This is a genomic window from Thalassotalea coralli (genome assembly GCF_055786205.1).
Map to the genome: position 1 here is coordinate 175,209 of NZ_JBVVBK010000008.1, position 19,604 is coordinate 194,812.

The 19,604-nt window shown below is 40.7% G+C and carries 11 protein-coding genes; 7 read left to right on the top strand and 4 right to left on the bottom strand.

Annotated features, from left to right (window positions below; genetic code table 11):
* Positions 1–2: 2 nt before the first annotated feature.
* Positions 3–6,674, bottom strand: a complete 6,672-nt coding sequence (locus ACOB80_RS18990) for a response regulator (protein ID WP_473167448.1) — start codon at positions 6,672–6,674, stop codon at positions 3–5.
* 304 nt (positions 6,675–6,978) lie between these two features.
* Here ACOB80_RS18990 and ACOB80_RS18995 point away from each other — a divergent pair, with 304 nt between their 5' ends.
* Together ACOB80_RS18995 and ACOB80_RS19000 are read left to right on the top strand one after the other, a co-directional pair.
* Positions 6,979–9,231, top strand: coding sequence for a TonB-dependent receptor (locus ACOB80_RS18995; RefSeq protein WP_473167449.1), 2,253 nt, complete (start codon positions 6,979–6,981; stop codon positions 9,229–9,231).
* A 203-nt stretch (positions 9,232–9,434) separates the two neighbouring features.
* Entirely contained in the window at positions 9,435–10,301 is an 867-nt protein-coding gene (locus tag ACOB80_RS19000; protein WP_473167450.1) for a choice-of-anchor A family protein, read from the top strand.
* Between the two features lie 66 nt (positions 10,302–10,367).
* On the opposite strand, the gene ACOB80_RS19005 is transcribed toward ACOB80_RS19000, so the two are convergent.
* Positions 10,368–11,555, bottom strand: a complete 1,188-nt coding sequence (locus ACOB80_RS19005; RefSeq protein WP_473167451.1) for an amino acid aminotransferase — start codon at positions 11,553–11,555, stop codon at positions 10,368–10,370.
* A 247-nt stretch (positions 11,556–11,802) separates the two neighbouring features.
* Positions 11,803–12,513, bottom strand: a complete 711-nt coding sequence (locus ACOB80_RS19010; RefSeq protein WP_473167452.1) for a DUF445 domain-containing protein — start codon at positions 12,511–12,513, stop codon at positions 11,803–11,805.
* A 133-nt stretch (positions 12,514–12,646) separates the two neighbouring features.
* Between ACOB80_RS19010 and ACOB80_RS19015 the strand changes: the two genes are divergently transcribed.
* Positions 12,647–13,546 carry a peptidylprolyl isomerase gene (locus ACOB80_RS19015; protein WP_473167453.1) on the top strand — a complete coding sequence of 300 codons (900 nt, stop codon included), beginning with the start codon at positions 12,647–12,649 and terminating at the stop codon, positions 13,544–13,546.
* 279 nt (positions 13,547–13,825) lie between these two features.
* A complete protein-coding gene (locus ACOB80_RS19020) occupies positions 13,826–14,224 on the top strand; it encodes a DoxX family protein (RefSeq protein WP_473167454.1) in 399 nt (132 codons plus the stop codon).
* A gap of 53 nt (positions 14,225–14,277) precedes the next feature.
* Here ACOB80_RS19020 and ACOB80_RS19025 read toward each other — a convergent pair whose 3' ends face one another.
* Complete coding sequence (locus tag ACOB80_RS19025; RefSeq protein ID WP_473167472.1) at positions 14,278–16,083, bottom strand: S41 family peptidase; 1,806 nt, start codon at positions 16,081–16,083, stop codon at positions 14,278–14,280.
* A 165-nt stretch (positions 16,084–16,248) separates the two neighbouring features.
* Here ACOB80_RS19025 and ACOB80_RS19030 point away from each other — a divergent pair, with 165 nt between their 5' ends.
* Genes ACOB80_RS19030 through ACOB80_RS19040 form a run of 3 tightly spaced genes read left to right on the top strand, consistent with a single transcriptional unit; the run spans position 16,249 to position 19,604 of the window.
* Positions 16,249–17,523: an efflux RND transporter periplasmic adaptor subunit gene (locus ACOB80_RS19030; RefSeq protein WP_473167455.1), complete on the top strand. Its 1,275-nt coding sequence runs from the start codon at positions 16,249–16,251 to the stop codon at positions 17,521–17,523.
* A 10-nt stretch (positions 17,524–17,533) separates the two neighbouring features.
* Positions 17,534–18,235 (top strand): ABC transporter ATP-binding protein, encoded by a 702-nt coding sequence (locus ACOB80_RS19035; protein ID WP_473167456.1) that lies wholly within the window; start codon positions 17,534–17,536, stop codon positions 18,233–18,235.
* 10 nt (positions 18,236–18,245) lie between these two features.
* Positions 18,246–19,604, top strand: coding sequence for an ABC transporter permease (locus tag ACOB80_RS19040; protein ID WP_473167457.1), 1,359 nt, complete (start codon positions 18,246–18,248; stop codon positions 19,602–19,604).

Genomic DNA, 19,604 nt, shown 5'->3' on the forward strand with positions numbered 1-19,604 from the left:
AACTAAGAGATCTCCGTATCAAGGCGCATGAGCAATGCATCAATACATTCGCTGGCCTCATCAAATTCAAAATCCGTGGTCAACTGATGAAGCTTATTAATGGGTTCAGCCAGCCGTGTATTTTTAGCAAGTAGTACCAGCTCTTTTGAGGTATCTTCGGCAAATACATCAGCCGATAATATTAACGGCGTAAGTTGTCTTAACAAGACTCTTACTTTCTCAACATCAATTGGTTTTATTATGTCATTATGAACATTTCGGGGATAAATGCGACTAAGCTGCGCGATTAAAAAGTCTAAATGTGTTGTCACTTCATTTAATTTTAACTCTACCTGTCGAGAACCCGTTTTTAGCGCCTGTTCTAAATCTGTCGAAGATTGCGATAAATTATATGCGCCAATATATTGCGATGCAGATTTTAACGAATGCGCAGTTCTATAGAGGGTGTCATATTCTTGTTCTTTAAACAAAGTCGCCATGATGTCAGCGAGTTTTTTATATTTTGACCAAAAATCTTCCACTAACTGGATGTAAAGTCCTTGCTTACCTTGCATTTTCGCAATGGCTTGATCGACTTCTAATGACGTCGCGCTTCGCAATTTTTGCAACACTCTAATTTCTTCAGATTGATGTCTGTTTTCTCGCTCTTGCTCAACCAAGGCGCTATCGACAATGAGTTCATCATCCAACAGATATTTCGCCATAGTCTGGTAAAGCACTTCAGGATCTATTGGCTTCGTTAGATGCTGATTCATACCTGCAATAACGCTCTTTTCAACATCCCCCTCCATTGCATGTGCCGTCATCGCAACAATAGGAATGTCATGCATGTTCAGTTCTTGTCGGATATATTTGGTTGCTGTCAATCCATCCATTTCAGGCATCTGAATGTCCATCAACACAATATCAAACGCCTGCTTTTCAAGAAGTTCGACCGCTACCAGGCCATTTTCAGCACAAGTTACTTTAATACGTGTGTCTGCCAAAAACTCTTCCGCTACTTGTTGGTTAATTAAGTTATCTTCTACCAACAACACATGAAACTGACTAAAGTCAGGAATGTCGATATCGTAATCACTTTCGTACGGTGAATAAGTGACGTTATCTTGGCTAATAGTTTCGACGATAGTGTCCAACAAAATCGAAGGATTGATTGGCTTTTCTAGAAACTGCTCTATTGGCGCCCCTATTGCTAACTTTCTTGCTTCGTCTTTATCATAAGCAGATACCATTAAGATGTGGGGAATTTGCTCTCCTAATTGTTCAGCAATTTTGAGCGAGGCCTCAATACCATCGAGGTTGGGCATTTTCCAATCCATTAACACTAAATCAAACGGTTTATTTTCTCGCTGTGCACTCACTACAGCTTCCACAGCCTCACTGCCATCACAGACTGCCGTGGTATGAACATTGATATGTTCAAGGGCTTCTACCAACACTTTTCTTGCTATTTCAATGTCATCCGCAACTAACACTCGCAGATTTTCTAACTGTTGACGCTCTACAGATCGTGGCACAGGCAACTCATCATCTGTCGTTTCCAACTGCGCGGTAAAACAAAAAGTCGAGCCTTGATTTAATTCACTCGTTGCCCAAATTTTACCGGCCATTAGCTCCACTAATTGCTTACTAATCGCTAAGCCCAATCCGGAGCCACCATATTTTCTGGTAACCGAATCATCCGCTTGACTAAAAGAATCAAACAAGTTTTTTTGTTGCTCGTTTGTCATGCCAATACCTGTATCAGTTACAGCAAATTGTAACGTGCAATATTGGTGAGATTGCTCTTGTATGTTAACACTTATGTGAATCGAGCCCGTTTCGGTAAACTTCACTGCGTTATTTGCTAAGTTAACAAGGATTTGCTGCAATCTGAGCGGATCGCCCACCAATGTTTTAGGGACACCACGTTTTAAATCAACGACGAATTCCAAATTCTTTTCATGCACTTTGTAAGCACAAACATTAACGACGCGCTGCAATATCTCAGGTAAAGAAAACGTCACTTGTTCAAGGGTCATTTTTTGTGCTTCTATTTTAGAGAAATCTAAAATATCGTTAATTAAACCCAAAAGAGACTTCGACGCTTCTTGTATTTTTGCCAAATAATCGTGCTGAACGTGATCAAGTTCCGTTCTCAGCGCCAATTGGCTAAGACCAATAACAGCATTCATCGGTGTGCGAATTTCATGACTCATATTCGCTAGGAAACTTGATTTTGCTTGACTCGCTTGCTCTGCTTTTATCTTCTCAGCAGCTAATTCTTTGGTACGTTCTTGTATTTGGTGTTCGAGATTACGACTATAAGACACGACTTGTTGATATAATTTAGCATTATCAAACGATATTGCAGTTTGACTGGCTAAAACCTGCAGAACATGAAAGCTATCTTTATCAAATACATGTGTAACATCTTGGTGTTCTAAATAAACAACGCCTTTTAATTCACCCTTTACAATACATGGCATGCATAAGATCGATTTCGGCTGGTTTTCCTTAAAATAGTCGTCATGGCTAAATTGATGGCTATCGCTCGACAATACTTGTGTTTTTTGCGTACGAGAAACGTAAGTAATTAAGCTTTGCGGTAAAGGTATTTCTTGTTGAATGACCCCCTCCCCCGACAAAGCAATTTCCGTCGCCAACATACCGTCATTAATCAGCAACAAAGCACCGTTTTGTGCACCAGCATTTTCCATGATGATCACCATCATACGATGCAAAAACGCATACAAATCTATTTCGCCGCTTAAAGTTTCAGATGCTTTCAGAACCGAGGCAAGATCTAATGAACTAGACACTTTTGTCACTGATGCAGCGCTGCCTGCTTGCGCATTAAATGCTGAGCCCTGTTCAGCTTCTTGTTTAATAAATCGGCTTAATTTTGCCGCTTTTCCCTTAGCTCCCCATGAAAGGTAAGCTTGGTAAGCTTGTTGGTAATAATCAATCGCCATAGGCAGCTTATCTTGAGCAAGCCAGTACTCTGCTGCTCGTTCAGCCGCTAAACCGATATACTGTGGAAAACCATTAGATTTAGCTTGGTTCAATGCAGTTTGATAATGATGCCAAGCGCCGGTATCACCTTCTAATACAGCACTTTCTGCGGTTAGTAATGTAGCTTTATGTAAGTGATTTTCTGGTGAAAACTTAGCCCAGACACGGACCATTTGAGCATAGGTTTCATATTTTTCGGAAAGCCCAGTTCGCCCTGCTTCGTCTAACTCTTTATTGCTAAGCTGCGCCGAAATCACCAGCGCTGCCGAGAAATAAAACTCGGTAAAATGATATAAAGACACAGCAACGTTGGCTAACGGCTCCGCCAAAGCTAGATAATTTATCGCATTGTCTAGATCATTAAACTCGTAAGCTAAGCGCATTTTAACGAGATAATAACTAAACAGGACAGTAACGTTTCCTGTTGCTTTTAGCTCTGGCACTATTGCGGCTTCATCAAAAAATGGCCCAGCTAACTTTGTTGAATGCGCCTTTTTACTGCTTAAATTAAATAAATACTGGTGCCAAAGCTGAACAAAAATAAGGTGATAACTTTGTTTCTTTTCCTCTAATACTGGAACCACTCGTTTTATGGTTTTTCGAACAACAGGTAGACGCTCTCCGCTAAAGAATAAATGCACACAATGAAAAAATATCGAATGATAAGCATATTCAACGTTGCCGCTTTCTAAACCGCGATAATAGTTATTCTCTAGTGGTTTTAAAGTCGCCTTTAAATCACCACTCCAATGGATCACTGATACATTTTTGACGAATTCGACTTCTACTGATAAATAATCAGAAGGAAGACGCTCATTAATGTCGCTCGCTAGTTGAGCAAACGCCATACCTTCGGAAAATTGGCCAAACGCACCACATAACAATAAAGCATGAGTGACAAACGCCTTACTACTAGAACTGGCAACTCCTGCATTAAAACATAAAGACAAACTGGCATGAGCGACTCGCATGTATTCTGCGGGATCAATCAAGTACGCTGCTGTTTGAATGGCATTGAGTATTTCACTCGCCATCAGCAGTCGCTGCTCATTATTCGTCGGTAAGTGAATGAGATCTGCTATTTCTTTGTCGTGGTAAGCTTGCTGTAAATTGACATATTGTTCAGCAATATTTTCTTTATCAGGAAGAGAAACACCTAGTGAAGATAGTGTCGCAATTCCAAGTTCAAAAGCTTGTACCATCTCATTTTGAGCGATATAAGCTAAGATTTGGATTCGCGCTAACTCTGCACCATCTAACGAGTCTTGTATTTGTGATTTACAGTGATTAAACCACAGGTTCCCTTGCTCAAAATCAAAAGCTAGGTAATAGGCTTTTGCTAAAAGCACAGCTATTTCGACACTAAGCTCGTACTGAGTCTGCCAATGATCGTTCGCCAAGTATTGCTGAGCTGTTTCTAAATAATGTAACGCGTCTAAATTGGCGTTAATTTCAAGCGCCTTTTTACCTGCCTCTACATTACTTTCTAACAACAAAGCGTGCTGATGACTATCGACAAAGATTGCCGCGGAAGCATTTAAGTGATCGATATAATCGAAGATAAACGGGTGCTTTCTCGACAAATATACTTCAGCAATACGAAAGTGAATATTCGACTTTGCTAGCGGTCGCTTTAGCTGATAACAAGTTTGCTGCACCTTATCGTGAACAAAAGCAACAGAAGAAATCTTTGCAACTTTACTTGATTCATTTATCGCGACTAAAAGCCCTTGCTCGACTAACAAAGATATCGCTGAAGTCAGCTGACTTTCTTTTTCTGCCAGTACTGTTGCGATAATACTGACGTCTGCTTTTGCGCCAATACAGGAGGCAACAAATAATATATCTTGCTCCTGCTCAGACAATCGTTGAATACGAACAGACATTAATTCGACAACGTTAGCGGTTACGCTCAGGTCTGCGATACTTTCATGTTGGTACTGCCATTGATTTTGCCCATCTAAAGACAGTAAATTTTTATCGACTAACTCTTTAACAAACTCCTGTATGAAAAAGGGGTTACCGAAAGTTTTTTCAACCACTAAGGCTGAAAAGCGTTCAATCGAAGCCTCGCTTTTTCCTAAGCTAACCGCTAGCCACTTTTTCACGGCACTTTTAGATAAAGGTTTCAGTTGCTGATGACTATAAAAAGCAGCATAGTGCTCGATGTCGTTTAATAAAAGACTTAACGCCTGATCAGTCTCAACTTCGTTGTCGCGATAACTCAGTAATAAATAAAAACTGCCAATACTTTGCGTTTTTAATAACTCTTTTATCAGTTCAATAGTATCAACGTCTGACCAATGAACATCATCGAGAAGCAAAACAATGACTTTGTCGCTACTTGCCATCACTTTGAGTAAGGACAGAAAAGCTTGACGAAAGCGCATCTTAGCCTGTTGTGGGGGAACCGGTTCAACTGGCGGCTGCTCGCCAATCACCAGGGCTAGTTCAGGAATAATATCTACTAATAACTGAGCATTGGGCGACAGGGCTTTAACAATATGATTCCGCCAATGATTCAGTGTGTTTTCATGTTCACCTAATATTTGGCCTATCCACTCTTTTACTGCATTTAATAGTGCCGAGTATGCGGTATTATGCTGATATTGCTCGAATTTACCTGATACAAAATAATCGTTATTACCCACGACCTTATTTTGCAATTCTTTAATCAATCGTGATTTACCAATGCCCGCATAGCCACTAATAATACTTAATCGAAGGCTATTGTATTCTTTTACTTGCGCGTAGCCGCCAACTAAAGCGCTTAATGAGCGTTTTCGACCAAAAAGCTGATTTGAAAACTCTAGCGACCTATTGTTATCGTTAGCCGCGATGTCAAACTCAGCAATGTGTTGGTCCGAATCAAGCAAAGATAAACAGTGGCTAAGATCATCAACTAAAGACTGAGTAGATCTGTATCTATTTTGCGGATTTTTTTGTAATAGTTTAGCGACAATATCGCTAATCACCTTAGGTAAGCTTTTATCTACTTTGACTAATGTCTCAGGCACTTTCGCAATATGGGCATGAACCAATGTTAAACTGTCTTGCGTTTCAAACGGTAATTGTCCAGAAAATAACTGGTAAAAAATAGCGCCGATGCTATATAAATCTGAGCTTCGCTCTACAGGCAAATTGATTCGACCAGTGGCTTCTGGAGAAATGCTAGATAATCGCTGTTTATCAATATGATGAAATTGATGTACCGCCGACACTGAACTAGCAAAAGACAGGTCAATTAAAAAACATTGACCAGATTTCGGTTCAACCAAAATATTATTAGAAGTTAAGCCATTAATAATAACGTGCTTTTCATGAATTTTTGCCACTAATTCTGCTAACGAATGCGCTATAGCAATTCTCTTTTCCAAATTAAGCGGGGGTAATTGAACAAGCGCAGATAAAGGTGTTAATAGTTGTTCCACCTCATAAATTGAAAAGTGTCCGTCGGGACTAGAATAGGTCTTATTCGGAGCAAGTACATGATGAACAGCTAACTTTTGCGCCAACTCATTGCGCTCAATATAGGCCTGCATCGATTCACTTTCTTGAGTACTTATCAGTTGCTTAACCAATACCAGTTTTTCGTTTGGATCAATCGCCGAAAAGACATGAATAACGTCTGAGACTTCGAATAATAATTCCGCGGAATGGTAGCCTTTAAGCTTTAACATATGAGAACGATGCGCTGCTTCACTAAATATCAGTTATAAGCCGATATTACCGTAAATTCAATGTAAGTTTCTTCTATTTCTTTACAGTTACACCCTGTTAACAACATATGTAAGTAGTTTGTTTCAATTGCACAATGAATAACCACATAGATTAGAAGGCACTTGTATTACTCAGATTTTCATCATTCAATAGCCCTTTCGCTATCTAGTTGGGCAAATGCGCAATTATATACCTATACTCAATCAATAATGAAAATGGATAGCGGTCTACTTAATAACAAAGTTTCACAATAAAGGTTAGTTAATGCTTAAGCTAAATCAAGCGTTACTTGTTGTCGGAACAGGGACGCTCAATGCACTAGTAACATCAAACATATATGCAAATGAAACTGGCGAGAATAACAACCTCACCAACAAAGAACGTCATATTGAAGTGATCCAAGTTTTCGCTCAAAAAAGAGAGCAAAACATTGAAGATGTTTCAGTTGCTGTTACCGCTATCGACAGTGAATCAATCGATCGTCTGCATTTAAAAGATACGACTCAACTGAGCGTGCTAACGCCAAACATGAAAATCACCAATAATGCCGGAGAAGGCACACCGCCAGCTTTTAATATTCGTGGTGTCGGCATGATCGACTACAACACATCAACAATCTCCCCTATCGCCGTATACAATGACGGCGTAGTAAGTGGTAGTGCTAACCACCTATCCACTAACCTGTTCGATATGGAGCAAGTTGAAGTATTGCGAGGCCCACAAGGTACTTTGTTTGGTAGGAATACCACAGGTGGCGCAATTTTATTGCGGTCTAAAATGCCAGATACTGAAGAATTTTCAGGATTCATTTCCGCTAGCACAGCTCAGCACCAACATCAGTCTTACGATGCAGCGCTTAATATCCCTGTATCGACGCATACTGGAATTCGCTTTGCCGCTAACCATGAAAATTATCAATTTTCTACCAACAACCTTATGTCTGAACAACCAGACGGTGGTTTAAAGCAAACCAACCTACGTATGATAGTGAAAAGTGAGTTTGAGCAGTTTTCTTACATGCTAAAGCTTCACTCAGAAAGTTGGTCAGGCAAACCTAAACCAATTGCCAGTAATGGTATTTACCTTACTAACGGGTCAGGTCAGTGCAGCCCTAACCAAGCTGGTAGTAGTATCTGCCAAGACGCATTCGGTCGCCAAGTGGGCGGTAAAGATTTTTGGGACGTTAATGCTGATACAGCTGACCGTGAGCATGATACTAGCAGCTGGGGCGCTGTATTAAGTGTTAGTTGGCAGTTAAATAACATAGCAACTATTAATTCCATCACCGGTTATAAAGCTCTCGAACGCTTTCATAGCTGGGACTCAGATGGCCCAGGAAACCTCATTGAAGGTAGTATGGGAACAGATAGTACAGTGGTATCACAGGAGTTTAATCTCGCTTTCAAAGAATCCAATTATTATTGGCAATCAGGGCTATTTTGGCTGAAAGAAGAAACCGAACAAGATAATAGTTTTGACCTGTTTAGAGACTTTCGAGCGGTACCAGAACTAGCGGCTAACGCCGCAGAATACTTTTATGACAATCAGCTCAACAACGAATCTATCGCCCTTTACAGTCAAATCGATTACGATTTGTCATCTCGTTATAGCCTTACTCTAGGTGTTCGATATACGGACGAAAAAACTACGTATACTGCAAATGCTGACTTAGATACTGCCTTTGGTTTAATTCCTAATTTTTGGTTGATTTCCGGTAAAGTCGATGATCAAGAGCTATCGGGTAAACTCGGCATTAGCTATCAAGTGAATAAAGACGCCATCATTTATGGCCATTACACGCGGGGTTATAAAAGTGGAGGCTATAATGCGGGTTACTCAACATCTCCTGCGCAAGCAGAAAACTCTACTTACGCGCCCGAAACATTAAATGCCTACGAGATCGGCACTAAGTGGCAACTTTGGCAAAACAACGCCAGTTGGCACCTTGCAGCGTTTTATTATGACTATCAAGACCAGCAAGTATTCGTCAATATTCCCGACAACGTTGTTCCTTATCACTTGCTTAAAAATGCGGGTGACTCAACCATTTATGGTGTAGAGAGTGAGTTTCGTTATTACTTTTCAAACAATTTACTGGTACAACTCAATGTCGGCTACTTACCTAAAGCCAATATTGGTGAGTATCAAGAAGGTGATTTAGTCGTTCAAGATACACGCCTACCTTTTTCATCGAAATGGAATTTAGGTGGTTACCTGCTCCACGAAGCTGAGTTATTCGGTAAAACAATAACAAGTCAGCTAGGATTCGACTATCAATCTGATTTTTATTTTGATCAAAACGAAAACCCTTATACAGAACAGGAAGGCTACCATGTGCTCTACGGACGGGTGAGCTTCCAAATGCATGAACAGTTGCTGCTATCTATTTGGGGTAAAAACCTCACCGCAACAGAATTCGCAGAACTTAGATTTGATTCAATCGCAGCACTTGGCGCTGTAACTGAGTTGAAAGGCGAAGATAGACAATTAGGCATCGACCTCACATACTCTTTTTAATCGCTAACGATAATTGTCGTTTTAGATGTTGTTTAAAGCTATCTACAACGACTTCCTATAAAACGTCAAAAATTGATTACAAAAACATCAACTAACGTTCACTTTTTGTTAACAAAGAGCTTTTACTCTAAAACAACGCGTGCTAGAATGCGCGCGCTTTTTATTTAGGTCTTTGCATTCAGCCGTTTTATAAGGACGTTACTGTGAAATTTTCGCGTTTCTTTTTGTCAGCCGTAATGAGTTTTACCGCTGCCTTTTCTACTTTTTCTCATGCCAACCTTCTCGATCTAGGTGTTAATTTAAATAGCCTAGACACCTACACGTTTGCTGTGGGTCAATCGGATCACCATGGTGTTCCAGTTCCTGGTTCTCTTATTCTAGGCAGTGAAGCGACAATTTACGGTAATATTGCCGTAGAAGGTCATTTAGCGTTAGCGACTGGCGCTAGCGTGCTTGGTGATACTTGCGCTGCAAGTTATGCCATTGCCGCTTCAGCTTCTATCGCTGGTCACCAAGAGTCATGCGTCGTTTCTTCTATTCGCGACGATATCTTAGCCGCGCAACTAGCAGCGCAAAACTTAGCAGGTACAGAGTTATTCGATATTACCGCATCAACAACACTCTCTACTCAAACCAACAATGTCTTCTGGTTAGATGATTTACTGTTAGATAGCCATGAAATTTTGACCATTGAAGGTAGCGCTACCGATGCCATGGTTATCAACGTTCGTGGTGATGCGAGCTTGGATTCTCTAGCAGGTATACAGCTATCAGGCGGCATCCACGGTCGCAATGTATTGTTCAACTTCTTAGATGTCGTCGGTACAGCAAACTTTGAATTTGGTGGTGCCGATATCAGCGGTACCTTTTTAGCAAACAAACGTTCTTTTCAAATGGGCGACGGCGCATTACTCAACAACACACGTTTTTTCACCAATGCGAGTATGCAAGCAAACGTACAAGTGGTTCACAACCCACCTCATGTCACAGTACCAGAGCCAGAAACGCTCATTCTTATTTTTGCTGGATTAGTGTTTTTATTGTTAAGAAGTAATTCAAAACATCAATAGTAAAAACCAAATAGAACACCCATAAAAAAAGCAGCTTATAAGCTGCTTTTTTTAGTTTGCTGTTTTTTATAAAACGGCAGCAATCGACTTCGCTAAGTAATCAACATTGCTATTAGCGATACCAGCAATACTCATACGGCTAGAACCAACCATATAAATGCTGTATTCGTCTTGTAAGCGTTGAACTTGCTCAGGCGTAATACCTAGGAACGAGAACATACCTTTTTGACGAGTAATAAAGCTAAAGTCACGCTCTACACCTTGTGCTTTAATTTTATCAACGATTAACTGACGGTTACCGTTAATACGGTCACGCATTTCTTTCAACTCTTCATGCCATTGGTTGCGCAACTCATCGGAACTTAAAATGGTTTCCACTAACGCAGCACCATGTGCTGGTGGCATTGAATAAATACAGCGAACAACTGACAATAATACCGAGTTAGCTACATCTGCAGCAGCTGAAGATTCACCGATAATTGAACAAGCACCGATACGCTCACGGTATAAACCAAAGTTTTTCGAACATGAACTACACACGATCATTTCTTTAACGCTATCAGCCATTAAACGTAAGCCGTAAGCATCTTCATCTAAGCCTTCACCAAAGCCTTGGTAAGCCATATCAACAACAGGTAAGAAACCACGCGCTTTCGCTACTTCAGCGACTTGTTGCCATTGCTCTTGCGATAAATCCATACCACTTGGGTTATGACAACAAGCGTGAAGTAATACTGCATCATCAGCACTTACTTCTTTCAACGCATTTAACATACCGTCGAAATCTAAGCATTTGTTTTCGTAGTCATAGTAAGGATACGTTTTAACAGTCAAACCAGCAGCTTCAAATAAGCCCGTATGGTTTGCCCAAGTTGGGTTGCTCACCCATATAGTTGCACCTGGCTTACAAGATTTAATAAATTCGCCAGCAACACGTAACGCGCCAGTACCACCAGGGGCTGAAACAGTGCGCACACGATCTTCGATAAGCACTTTGTGGCTACCGAAAATCAGTTTATTCATTTCCTGATTAAATAAAGGAGAGCCCGTTGGGCCAATGTATACTTTGGTATCTTCGTTATCGTTACGATATTTCTCTGCGGTCTTCACGCATTTTAATACTGCAGTATGACCCGCTTCATCTTTATAAACACCAACACCCAAGTCAATTTTTTGTGGGTTTGAGTCTTCACGATATTTAGCCAACAAGCCTAAAATAGGATCGGCAGGCAACGCCTTTAAGCTACCAAACATGTCTCCATTTACCTTATTTAAATAGTGAGATTTTTCCTCATTTACGCCATCGTAAATGCAGGTTTATAAATCCCGAGGATTGAAGGCCAAGCATAGCTGCAATACCAGTAAATTTAAAGGCTAATTGCGTAATTTTTCCGGTAAGTTTTAGTACGTTAAGCACTAATAAATAATAACAAGCTATGGTAAAAGTGAAGGAAAAGTTTACAGAGCAAATTTCACACAAATTCGCCCTGTGTAATTTTAATTAAACTTGTTGAAATATTGCAGCGATCAGGCCAATAACCGCGCCAAAAACACCGCCCCACACAACTAACCAACCTAAATGTTTGTGTATCATTTCTTGTACAATTTCTTTTACAAGCTTAGGTGTTAACTCATTTAATCGCTTTTCTATAATATCGCTCACTTTTTCTTGCATGCTCGCGATAACATCTGGTTGCTCTAATTGGTCTTTAAGTAAGGTGCCAAATTGCTCACCTTGGCTGATTTCGACAACCGTACTTTTCATTTTTTCAATAAATGGTTCGCGCATCGGCTCTAACGCCTCTTTTCCGCCCACCATAGCCAGCATGTTACCAAAAGAAGATGTTTCAACGACATTGACCAAAGTATCGAACGCTGGCGAAATATCGAGTTTCTCAATCACTGGGGCTAAATCAAGAGAGGTTGCTGAACCAGAGCTATCTGATAAAAAACGGTCGATATTTTCTTCCGTAAAAAATTGGGTCATCATTAACTCTCGAATCGCCAGCTTAAATTCCTCAAATCGTGCAGGAATAACGCCTGAACCATAAAGTAAAGGCACTTTTTCAAAAAGCATGTGAACAGCTAACCAATTTGTAATCGCACCAGAAAGCGCAAATAGCCCCATAGTAAAGACAATGGGTTGTTCGCCCAAATAGCCTGCCAAGACGGTGACTAACGCGATCAAATTGGTGATCATACTCTTGTTCACTTTGCTCTCCTTTAGTTTGGTATCACGTGGTTTTAACTGTTTTTGCGATGGGCGCCAGTTTAACAAGACACACGATTTGCGCCAAGAAGCATCTCTCTGCTAATGTTGATGAAAACAATAACAAAGGTTAATAATGAAATTATTAAAATCAATTGGCATAGTCACAGCCCTCACCCTACCTATGTGTGTTTATGCAGAACAATCTAGTGAACAAAAAACTACCCTAGATACCAAGCCTATTGAACAAAAGTGGCGCGATGTAAATCCTAACAACGCAGTGCAATTTACCCTACCGCAAGGTGATGTCATTATTGAGCTAGCACCTGAATTTGCGCCAAATCACGTTGAGCGATTTAAGTCACTTGTAAAAAGTGGCTTTTACGATGGCGAAAGCTTTTATCGCGTTATCGATGGCTTTGTTGCACAAGCAGGTCCTGCCGATGGCAGTGAAAAAGACAAACAAGTAACCGCTCTTAAGATGGAAGAAGAAATCGCCATTGATGCGAATTGGTCTTTTACCCTAACGGAAACTCAAGACATGTTTGCCCCACAAACAGGCTTCCACAATGGCTTTGCTGTTGGCGTTTCACCAGAAGAAAAAAAGGCTTGGCTACTCCACTGTCCAGGTGTTGTGGCCATGGCACGTAACAGCGACCCAGATACTGGCACCAGTCATTTTTATATAACCAATGGTCAAGCAACACGTTATTTAGATCGCATCATGGCAGTATTCGGCCGCGTTATTTACGGTATGGATAAGGTACAGATGATTACAAGAACCGCGGTGATTGAAGGCGATACGCCTATCAATAAGGAAGATTATACGCCAATCGTAAAAGCGCAGTTACTTTCGGATGTTGCGCTAGAGAACCGCCGTCAGTTACAAGTCCAGAATACTGACAGCGCTCATTTTAAAGAATGGTTGGAGGGTCGTCGTCATCGCACTAACCCTTTCTTCTATAAGCCGTCAATACCTGTGCTAGATATTTGCCAAGCTCAGGCAGGAGTGCGTATCAAGCCAATTGCTCAGTAGTATACAAGTTTAGACAATTGTTCTGTATAGGTCAGAGATATAATCTGACCTATAATTTTCCTACCTCTATTCTTTCTTATCCTTGTTCTCTCCCTTTACCTCATACTCGTCAGAACAAAAATTTATCGGTATACACAGCCTAGGAAACCGCGTAAAAATATGATGAGTATTAAATATTTAGCAACACTTTATTACTCTACTTTTACATTTCTTACGAATACATTAGTAGTTAACAATAACAAGTAAAAAAATGACAAAGAAAAAGGAGTTTAGTTAACTATGTCAATATCTAAAGAGCAAAGAATGTCAGTGTTACTGCGTCTGGTTATCGCAGTAATTATTGCTAGTCATGGCTGGCACCGACTATTATCAGGCGGTTATGAACCCTTTGGTGGCTGGCTCGAATCACAAGGATTTCCATTCGGTGTCGCATTAGCCTTGGGTATTACCTTATATGAAGTTATCGGCTCCGTCTTTCTAGTTTGGGGAAAACAAATAGCTTATTTATGTATCGGCTATATCGCTATTTACGCCACGGGATTAGTCATGGTACATCTTCCAAACGGCTGGTTTGTCGTTGGCTCTGGCTCTAATGGCATAGAATACAGTGTCTTAATTATCACAGCCTTGGTTTGTATTGGTTACCCACACTTAAACCAACAAAAGTCAATTACGTAAAAGTGTATTTTGAACATTTCTTCGGTCGCTAGGCTACAATTTTATTGCTAGCGTTACCGAAGTGATGCAATCGCCGCTTTTAGCAAAGTATCTTTGCCCGCGACTTTATCTTTAATAGATTGAGCAACAATGACATCAGGTGCAACTGATTGCGGCAAAGGCTTTTCATGTTGATCAACCAATACCCCCGTAGAAAACTTTAAAGACAGCTCACCAGGGATCACAGTTGTCGATGAGTAACTCATCGCGCCAGCAGTATTACTGCCAATCATTGACACATTTACTTGTCCGTTGAGTTTATACGCTAAATGTTCAGCAAAATTCGTGGTCTGGTGATTAATTAAAAAGACAATCTTGCCGCGATATACTGGCAACTGGCTTTTAGTCTTAATTGGTGGAATAACTTTTATTCTAGTAGCGCCAATTTGTTCAAGATCGGGAATTGCAACCCAAGCTTCTTGTGCTGAGCCACGATAAAGCCACTGATATAGTGCGTGAGTAATGTCTCGGCTGACAAAGCCTCTTAAATCTATGATCAAGTTTGGCGCGTGTGACGAACTAAACAGGTAGTTTTCTAACGATTCTAGCGATATCGATGTTGCAGGTATTAAAGCGATGCTTTCAGTAGGGTTAGAGATCTCTGAATCAGAAAGACCTTGTTTGAGCCAAGCTGCAAGCTTTGACGACTTGGTTGGCTTTGTTTCGCCTTGCTCAGTAGATCTATCGAGCAAGGGTAACGTCTGACGAATTATGCTTCCATCTCGCTGGCTTTGTATTGTTAAATCAATGGTTTTATTGGCCGATACCAATACATCAGCAAGCAGTAAATTTATGCGCTGATGCTCATTACTGCCAGGGTATTGCCATAGTCGCTCATCGATAATCTCACTAACGTTTATTCCGTCTATTTTTATAATTCGGCTGCCAATAGCAACAGGAAGTGCAAAGCTAACATCATCGTTTAGCGCATCAATCACCACCATGTCTTCTATCCATGCTAATTGCAGCGATGAATAATACTGCCCTCTCGCCTCTGCTATTAACTCTGTCCCTTCTAGTAACTGGTTGTTGGTATCTTCAAGTGCCGACATTAGCTGCAAGTAAACAGCGCCATAATCCGCCGACTCTTCAGCATTAATAACCAGCGATATGGCGTCTAAAAACAGTTGCTGCCAACTTTCTAACTGTTTGCAATTTTTAAAAGGATAAAAATAGAAAATTTGATTCCAGAGTCGAAACAAACCAATAACCCGCGCAGCGGCATTGTCAGAGCCTTGAACGTAAGTGAGTTCGTTGGTGAACTTTAGTGTCGGTAAATACTTTGAGTACTGAACATAATGCAGGGGAGGCTTTGCTTTGATTTTGAGAATATTAAACATGAAGTTCTGCAAACCAACATGGCTAATATCTTGGTTTAGCCAAGCAAATTTGGGGTCTGTGTTGCCCTTTTTAACTTGCGCAAGCTCCCCTTGGCTAAAACCTTGGTTTGAATAATGCTGCAACCATTCAAGTAAGAGTTGTTGATGTTGATTTTTAGCAACCGCAGATAAGTATTGTGGTAAGAATTGATAAAGCTCTTGATCCCAAAAATATGCTCCTTTAGCAATTTCTGGATGAAAATATTTGTTAAAGCCCCAAACCTTACCTAAAAGGACTAGAGCATGCTGTTGATCATTAGTTAAGTTTTTTAACTGAATGTTCTCCGGCTCAACTCGGTTGTCATGTTCAGCAACAGCGAAAAAGCTTAAAAAGAATATACTGCACAGCGCAAGGAAAACACGTAACAAACGCGCCATAAAACAGCTAACGAACACCAGTGTTCGGTCACTCAAATAGCGAACACTCGCTTGTTCGGTCATACTAAGCAATATGATTTTCCCTTTAAATTCAACACTTTAAATTTTGGCACTTTGTTTGCTAATAACTATTCAACAGCAATTACAAAATCGTTACAAAGGTATCATCTAGATTACAACTATTTAGATATGCAAGGAAACCAAAGTAACAAATACATAAGGTAAATTATGTTAAGAGATACTTCAGCACAAGATGTAAAGATTGAAAAATCCGGCATAGCTCGCCACCGGCTTGCTATTATTCTCCTTATTACTGCACTCGTTGTTGGGGGCGCAGCATACGGTGTACCAGCACTTACCAGCTTATTTTCATCAGATCTAGCCGTTAACCGCGATCAACTTCGCTTTGCAAAAGTAGAGCAAGGCAACTTGCAGCGCGACATCGGAGTACAAGGACAAATTGTTGCGGCAAATAGCCCAACCTTATATGCCAAGGCACCCGGCATCATTAGTTTATATGTTAAAGCAGGCGACACTGTTACTTTAGGGCAAAAATTAGCTGAGATTGATAGTCCTCAACTAGAAAACCGTTACCAGCAAGAGTTAGCGACGTTAGAACAATTAAAATTGGATGTTGGCCGCCACCGCATCGAAATTAAAACGTCGCAATTAAATACTCAACAATCGATTGAAATGTCAGCAGTAAACTTACAAGCCGCAGAAGTGAACAAACGCCGTGCTGAGATTAGCATTAAAGATGCACTGATCAGTAAAAAAGAATACGAAGAAAAAGTCGCTGAATTTAAACGCGCTGAGCTTTCTCACCGTCATGCCAAACAAAACTTCGACCTACAAAAAGAAAGCATGGAATTTGAACTTAAAAGTCGACTATCACAACTTGCAAGACAACAACACGTTGTCGATGACTTAGCTCGCCAAGTAAGTGAATTAACACTAACAGCACCTACGGCAGGTATTATCGGTGTCGTAAATGCCCGTGAAAAAGAAAACGTTGCCCAAAACAGTTCACTGATCACCGTTATCGACTTAAGTGTGTTTGAAGTAGAAGTGTATATCCCTGAAACGTTTGCCGATGATTTAGGCGTAGGATTAGCAAGTGAAATTACCTTCAATGGGAAAACACACCAAGGCCAGTTAATCGCTATATCACCGGAAGTAAATAACGGACAAGTAAAAGGTCGTTTGCGCTTTAACGAAACAAGCGTTGATAACCTTCGCCAAAACCAGCGTGTTAGCGCTCGTATCTTAATTGAATCAAAAGAAAACATTTTGAAAATTCGTCGTGGTCCGTTTGTTGAAACGGGTGGCGGTCGAATTGCTTACGTCGTAGATGGTGACAACGCGCACCGCAAAACAATCGAACTAGGCGCCCGCAGTATTAACGAAATTGAAGTAACGTCGGGGCTAAAAGCCGGAGATACCGTGGTTATTTCTAGCCTAGATCAATTTAACAACCGCAACCAAATTTATATTACTAACTAGGAGCATGCCCATGTTGAAAATGGAAAATGTCAGCAAAATTTACCGTACCGACCTCGTTGAGACTCACGCCCTGCGCAATGTGAACTTAACTATTAACAACGGTGACTTTGTTTCAGTAACAGGGCCTTCTGGCTCAGGTAAAACCACGTTTTTAAACTTAGCAGGCTTATTAGAAACCTTCGAAGAAGGCGACTACTACCTAGATGGTCAAAATGTAAGAGGACTTAGTGATGACAAACTGTCAGACATTCGAAACCAAAAAATCGGATTTATTTTTCAAAGCTTTAATCTTTTGCCTGATTTACCCCTTTTTGACAACGTTGATGTTCCACTTCGTTATCGTGGCTTAAGTAAAAAAGAGCGTAAAGAACGCATTGAGCATGCATTAGAAACCGTGGGCTTAGCATCTCGTATGCAGCATTTGCCAACACAACTGTCCGGTGGACAACAGCAACGTGTTGCCATTGCTAGAGCAATCGCTGGCGACCCGTTATTCTTACTCGCCGATGAGCCAACAGGTAACCTAGATTCATTAATGGCACAACAAGTAATGGATTTACTGGAAGAAATTAACAGCCGTGGCACTACCATCATCATGGTTACTCACGATGATCAGTTAGCTAAACGTGCTCACCGCAATATCCAAATCTTCGATGGTTTAGTCAGTGATATGGAAAAGTCAGGTACTGACGACATTATCCGTTCGGCATAAGGAGTTCATTATGTTTAGTTATAACTTTCAACTGGCGGTAAAAAGCTTAAAGGAGCGATGGTCGTTAACCTTGTTAACGGTTTTGACCATTGCACTTGGTTTGGGCTTGTATACCACAGTGAAAACCATGGGCTACCAGTCTTCTCAAGTGCCTTTACCGCATAAAAGTAAAAATATTTTCCTTATTCAGCTGGATAACCGTGAAACAACGGCCGAAGAAGTAACCGAACCGCTGCGTATGGTAGATATGACTTACAAAGATACCATTAACTTGAAAGCGTTAAATGTACCTGGGGTTAACCAAACCTTTAACTGGCACACCTATGGTATTTTAAATGTTGAAGATGAGAACATTACGCCAATTCGCACTCGAGCTGCGGTTACTACTAGCGAGTTCTTTACAATGTTCGATGCGCCGTTTCTTTATGGCCAAGGCTGGGATAAGCAAGTAGATGAGCAAGGTAATGCCGTTATTGTTATCGGTAAAATTATGAATGACCTTTTGTTTGGCGGCAGAAACAGTGTCGGTGAAACAGTTCGTTTAAATACCCAAGAGTTAACGGTTATCGGTGTCATGAATGAATGGCATTTATCACGTAAGTTCTATGACCGCGGCTTTAGCCAAGGTCGCCCTGACGACTTTTATATCCCGTATAAGTTTGCGCTAGATACTGAGCAACCTAGATCTGCTGGCTTCGATTGTTGGGCCGCCAATGCTGAACGAGCAAGAAGCTTTAGAGAAGGCAATACCCAAGAATTGTTAACTTCAGAATGTGCGTGGATCACCTACTGGGCAGAAATTCCAAATGAACAAGTAGACGAATATCAATCACAACTTGCACGCTATATAGAATCACAACAAAGCTTTGGTCGTTTTCCTCGTGGCATTAATTACTTCGTGACTAACTTAGATGAGTTGTTTTCATGGGTAAATGCAAGAAATGGTTTTATGCGCGTATTTTCTATTATTGCCATTCTGTTTTTTACCGTGTGCTTAATTAACGCAATTTCAATTTTACTGGCGAAGTTCATGCGCAAGAAAAAAGAGGTTAGTTTGCGCCGTGCACTAGGTGCTAAAAAGTCTACCATCATGATGCAGCATGTGATGGAAGTAGTGATGATCGGTGGATTGGGCGGTGTTGTCGGCTTAATCGTGGCGCATTTCGGCCTAAAAGGCATGATGAAAATTCGCTTGTACTCGTCTGACTACACAGTGCGCTTGGAAGATATCGAACCATTATTTCAATTGGATGTGCCTATGATCACCAGTGCTTTTGTTACTAGTATCATCTGTACTCTCGTTGTCAGTATTTACCCTATTTGGCGCTTAGTAAATGTACCGCCAGCTAGTCAATTAAAGTCGCAATAA